At 62.9% G+C, this 5210-nt stretch carries 5 protein-coding genes; 3 read left to right on the top strand and 2 right to left on the bottom strand.

Translation table 11 applies throughout. The features are described from left to right. On the top strand, positions 1-589 hold a 589-nt coding region (locus tag EOD15_RS27945), incomplete at its 5' end, for an ABC transporter ATP-binding protein (RefSeq protein ID WP_148129660.1). Between the two features lie 82 nt (positions 590-671). Continuing rightward, the gene (locus tag EOD15_RS27940) at positions 672-1841 is read left to right on the top strand and encodes a substrate-binding protein (protein ID WP_127320916.1); all 1170 of its coding nucleotides are present in this window, start codon (positions 672-674) and stop codon (positions 1839-1841) included. 43 nt (positions 1842-1884) lie between these two features. Here EOD15_RS27940 and EOD15_RS27935 read toward each other — a convergent pair whose 3' ends face one another. Then, on the bottom strand, positions 1885-3531 hold the full coding sequence (locus EOD15_RS27935) for an acetolactate synthase large subunit (protein WP_127409034.1): 1647 nt from the start codon (positions 3529-3531) through the stop codon (positions 1885-1887). Positions 3532-3616: 85 nt separating this feature from the next. After that, positions 3617-4954, bottom strand: coding sequence for an aromatic ring-hydroxylating dioxygenase subunit alpha (locus tag EOD15_RS27930; RefSeq protein ID WP_164893155.1), 1338 nt, complete (start codon positions 4952-4954; stop codon positions 3617-3619). Positions 4955-5067: 113 nt separating this feature from the next. On the opposite strand from EOD15_RS27930, the gene EOD15_RS37365 reads away from it, so the two are divergent. Then, positions 5068-5210: LysR family transcriptional regulator (locus EOD15_RS37365; RefSeq protein ID WP_185929101.1), on the top strand; the 143-nt coding region annotated here is incomplete at its 3' end.

Below are 5210 nucleotides of genomic sequence, written 5' to 3'. Positions count from 1 at the left end.
AGGCAAGACAACGCTGCTGCGCGTCATCTCCGGCGGCTTGCGGGCAAGCGGCGGGGCGGTGGTTCTCGGAGACAAAGATCTCACCAACGCTCCGGCTTTCCGCCGCGCGCGCGCAGGCATCGCGCATGTGCCGCAGGGACGCGGGATCTTCAACCAGCTGACAGTGCGGCAAAACCTGGAAGTCGGCACCCGCGCCGCCAAGGACCGTGGCGACGGCGGCATCCCGGACGACATCTTCGGCTATTTTCCGATCCTGCGGGAGCGCGAAGCGCAGGTTGCCGGCACACTTTCGGGCGGCCAGCAGCAAATGCTGGCGATCGGCCGCGCGCTATGCGGCCTGCCCTCGGTGCTGCTGCTCGACGAGCCCTCGGAAGGCATCCAGCCGAACATCGTGCAGTCGATCGCCGAACTGGTGCCGCGCATCGCCCGCGAGCGCGGCATCGCGATCATTCTTGTCGAGCAGAATCTCGATCTCGTTCTCAAGGCATCGGACCGCTGCCTGGTGATGGAGAAGGGCAGGATCGTCCACGAAGGTGCGCCTGAGACCTTCGCCGACGAGACCCTGCTGAAGGACCTGTTGGCCCTATAGAGCGCGCGTGAAGCGCGCCTGGGAGCTTGTTGACTTGTAAGGCGTGCATGGGGCGCGCCTGGGACTGGAAGGGAACACAACAATGATAAGCAGAAGAACTGTCTTGAAATCCGGCGGCGCCGCGGCCGCCTTCGCCATCGTCGGCGCGCCTTCGATCCTGCGCGCCGCCGACACCGTCAAGGTCGGCCTGTCGATCCCGATCACCGGGCTGCAGGCGATCCTCGGCGAGACGCTGCTCAATTGCTACAAGCTGGCCGCCGCCGAGCTCAACGCCGCCAACGGCATTGGCGGACGCCAGGTCGAGCTCATCATCGAGGACAACCAGACCACGACCAAGGGCTCCATCGACAAGGCGCGCAAGCTCATCAACGAAGACAAGGTCGACGTGATCATGGGCACGATCATTTCGCCCGAGCGCAGCGCCACGCTGTCGGTCACCTCGAAGGCCAAGAAGCTGTTCTTCTACCCGACCAATTTCGAAGGCGGCGAATGCAACCGCTACTTCGTCGCCACCGGCCCGATCCCGATGCAGCAGGTCGACCCAATGATGCCATGGGTGGCCGAGAACCTCGGCAAGACGATCTATGTCATGGCTTCGGACTATGCCTGGCCGCAGAAGATGACCGAGGCGATCACGGCGGCCTATGAGAAGGCCGGCGGCAAGATCATCGGCGCCGACTACTATCCGTTCGGCACCACCGATTTCGGCCCGGCCTTCCAGAAGATCAAGTCCCTGAAGCCCGATGTCGTCTGGTCGATGGTGGTCGGCAACGACGCCGTCACCCAGCTCAAGCAGTATCGCAGCTTCGACATCAAGCAGCCGCTGATCGCCCCGCTCGACGAGGTCTTCAACAAGGACGCGCTGCCGCCCGGCGTGGCAGCCGGCACCTATGCACCGCAACCCTACTGGATGGCGCTGGACAACCCGGTCAACAAGAAGTTCATCTCGAGCTTCCGCGAGAAATTCGGTCAGGAGAAGATGGTCAACGGCATCGGCGAGGCCGGCTACAACGGCCTGCATCTCTATGCGCTGGCCGCCGAGAAGGCTGGATCGTTGAAGGACGATGATGTGCTGGCCGCGCTGCCGTCGATCGAGTTCGACGCACCGCAAGGCAAGATCCGTGTCGACGCCACCAACAACCACACGCTGTGCCATTCCTATGTAGGCAAGGCGGCGGCCGACGGCATCGGCTACGAGATCGCTAAGGACTTCGGCACCATCGTGCCGGTAACGCCTTACTGCAAGGTGTAGGGTCTTCCGCCCAAGCAATCCTGACGGCGGCTTGTCGCTGCCGTCAGGGCGTCTGCGGCGCTGGCAGCCGCTCGCGCAGTTCGTCGACAAGCACCCTGGTGTTTTCGGAATAGTCGATGGGCACGACGACGAGATGCACGCCGCCGCCGGTGAAGGCCTGTTCCAGCACCGGCCGCAAGTCGGTGATCTCCGCAACCCTGGTCCCCTTGGCGCCATAGGCCTCGGCATACTTGACGAAATCGGGATTGCCGAAGGTCATGCCGAAATCCGGGAACGCATCGACCGCCTGCTTCCAGCGGATCATGCCGTAGGCGTGGTCCTCGAGCAGCAGGACGACCAGGTTGAGCTTGAGCCTGACGGCGGTTTCCAGTTCCTGGCTGTTCATCATGAAGCCGCCATCGCCACAGATGGCCATGACACGGCGCTGCGGATAGAGCAGTGCCGCCATCATCGCCGACGGCAAGCCCGCGCCCATGGTGGCCAGCGCATTGTCGAGCAGGATCGTGTTTGCCATGCGCGTCCGGTAGTTGCGCGCGAACCAGATCTTGTACATGCCGTTGTCGAGAGCCAGGATTCCGTCCGCCGGCATCACGGCGCGCACGTCATGCACGATGCGCTGCGGCGTGAAACGGTCTTCGGTGGCGCGCGCGGCGATCCGGCTCAGAATGCCTTCGCGCAGCGGCAGCAGGGCCTGTGCGTTGGGGATCTTGCCCTCGATGCGGTCGGCCAACAGCGCCAGCGAAGGACCGAGGTCGCCAACGATTTCGGCTTGCGGGAAATAGACCTGCTCGACATCGGCTGAATGGTAGCCGACATGAATGACCCTCGGCCCCTTCGCCCCCATGATGAAGGGCGGCTTCTCCACGGTGTCGTGACCGATGGTGATGATCAGATCGGCCTGCTCGATGGCCTCGTGCACATAGTCGCGCTCCGAAAGGGCTGCCGTTCCCATATAGAGCTCTGTGCCGCCGGGCACGGTTCCCTTGCCCATCTGCGTGGTGAAATAGGGAATTTGCGTCCGCAGCACGAACTGCGCGACATCGGGGGTCACGCGCGGACGCGACGCCGCCGCGCCGAACATCAGCAGCGGGCGCCTGGCTTCCATGATCATAAGGGCGGCGCGATCAAGCGCACCCGGGCTGGCCAGCGGCAGTTCGACCGGGTGCGTCGGCACCAGTGCGATCGGCTCACACTCGGCCGCCGCAATGTCTTCCGGCAGTTCCAGATGTACGGGGCCGGGACGTTCTTCCTGGGCGACACGGAAAGCTTCGCGCACCAGCGAGGGGATCATCTTCGGCGAGACGATCTGGCGCGACAGCTTGGTCAGCGGCTTCATCGCCGCGACGATATCGACGATCTGGAAGCGCGCCTGCCGGGATGACAGGATGCCCTTCTGGCCGGTGATCATGATCATCGGCATCGCGCCGAGCAGCGCATAGGCCGAACCGGTCGAAAGATTGAGCGCGCCTGGGCCAAGCGTGGTGATGCACACACCTGCCTTGCCGGTGAGCCTGCCATAGGTGGCGGCCATGAAAGCGGCTGCTTGCTCGTGGCGGGTCAGGATCAGCTGGATCGAGGAGCGGCGGATGGATTCGACGATATCGAGATTTTCTTCGCCGGGAATGCCGAAAATCCGTTCGACCCCTTCGTTCTCAAGGGCCGCGACGAACAAGTCCGAACCTTTGGTCATAAACTGTCTCTCCCGCAACATTCCGTCGGCCACCTTCATATGGCATCGGAATGCGACGCCTCAAAGAGGCATCTTCGGCCACGGGTCAGAGCCGCGTGTTGCAGCTCGCCGCCTTCGGCGATGCGAAAAGTTCCTTCGGCGCGGACCACTGGCTGACGGTCGCGCCGCGCGTGCCGGTGATCAGCGAGCGCAGTTCCGACAGATAGGTCTGCACGAAGAACGAGGTCTGGCTTTCCAGCGGCGTGTAGGGGCCTGGCCGGTAGGCACGGGACATAATGCCGTCGGCATTGTCCTCGGTGATCTTCTTGTCCTGCACCGTGGTGACGTCCCACATCCAGCTGATCGCATCGGCGTCGACGTCGTTATCGGCATCCTTGTCGACGAGCCAGGTCAGGATGACGTCTGTTTCCATGGCGTTGCGCGGTATCATCTGGAACAGCGTGACATAATCATTGGCAGCACTTGCAAACGACAGGCGTCCGAGGCGAAAGCCGCTTTCGCCGCCATCATAGGCGTGACGGCCGCCCATCAGGCACGAGACACCCTCACCCGTATTGGACAGCGTGTTGCGGCCGGAGCCGATCGGCTTGCGGTGCATGGCAAACGGCATCGTGTCGAGGTCGCCAGCCTGCCACGCACCCTTGTGGAACTCGGCATCGCCGATGACGCTGTGCCAGGCCTCGATTTCGTTCTGCCACGCAACTGCCTTGTCGGCGTCGCGGGTCGCGGTCACTTTGACATGGCCGTTGACGCGGTAATATTCGGGATGAGCCGGCCGGCAGTGATAGCATTCGAGGAAGTTCTCGAGCACCAGCTTCCAGTTCGCCTTGGTCAGATAGTTCTTGCGTGCGACGATGCGTGCACGGTCGAGGCCGTTTTCGCACAACCCGGCGGTCAGCCCGTCCGCGACAGGCTGGATATCGGGCAACGAGTTGGCATCGAGGCCGCAGAACACGAGGCCGCCGAAACTTTTGCAGGGCACGCGGTGCAGTCCCAGCGCTTCCGGGTCGACGCTTGCCGGCAGATCCTGCCGCGACTGCAATTCACCGGTCAGCCTGAACGACCAGGCATGATAGGGGCAGACCAGAAGCTTGCCGCGACCATCTTTGGCGCAGAGCCGCGAGCCGCGATGGGTGCAGACATTGTAATAGGCCGCGATGTCGTCCTCGCCATCGCCGAAGCGCACGACGATGATCTCCTCGTCGAACAGCTGGCGCACGATGTAGCGGCCCTTTTCAGGCACCTCGCTGGAATGGGCGACAAGCATCCATTGGCGCGGAAACCACAAGTCCCGTTCCAGCGCGAAGATCGCCGGGTCGGCATAGAAGGCCTGTTCCAGCGACCAGTCCGGACGTTGCCGGTCGATCAGCCTGACGGTCTCGCTTCTGTCGATAGGCTGGCCGTTCGATGTGTAGGCCTGCACGGCAAACACCTTTCTGCTCGCTGGCGTTAGGATGATTTTTCGATAGAGTGTGCGATGCGGAAACGCTTGCGGCAAATACAGAAATGATAGACCTTCATATCGAAAAGGCATGAATGCAGGTTCGGATCGTGAAAACCCTCAAGACATCGCTTCCCCTGCTGAACGCCATGGTCGTCTTCGAGGCTGCCGCCAGGCATGGCGGGCTGACGCTGGCCGCGCAGGAGCTCAACATCGCACAATCGGCGGTCAGCCGGCA

Source organism: Mesorhizobium sp. M7A.T.Ca.US.000.02.2.1 (assembly GCF_003996995.1).
GTDB lineage: Bacteria > Pseudomonadota > Alphaproteobacteria > Rhizobiales > Rhizobiaceae > Mesorhizobium.
This window is presented reverse-complemented; position numbering and strand designations above follow the sequence as displayed.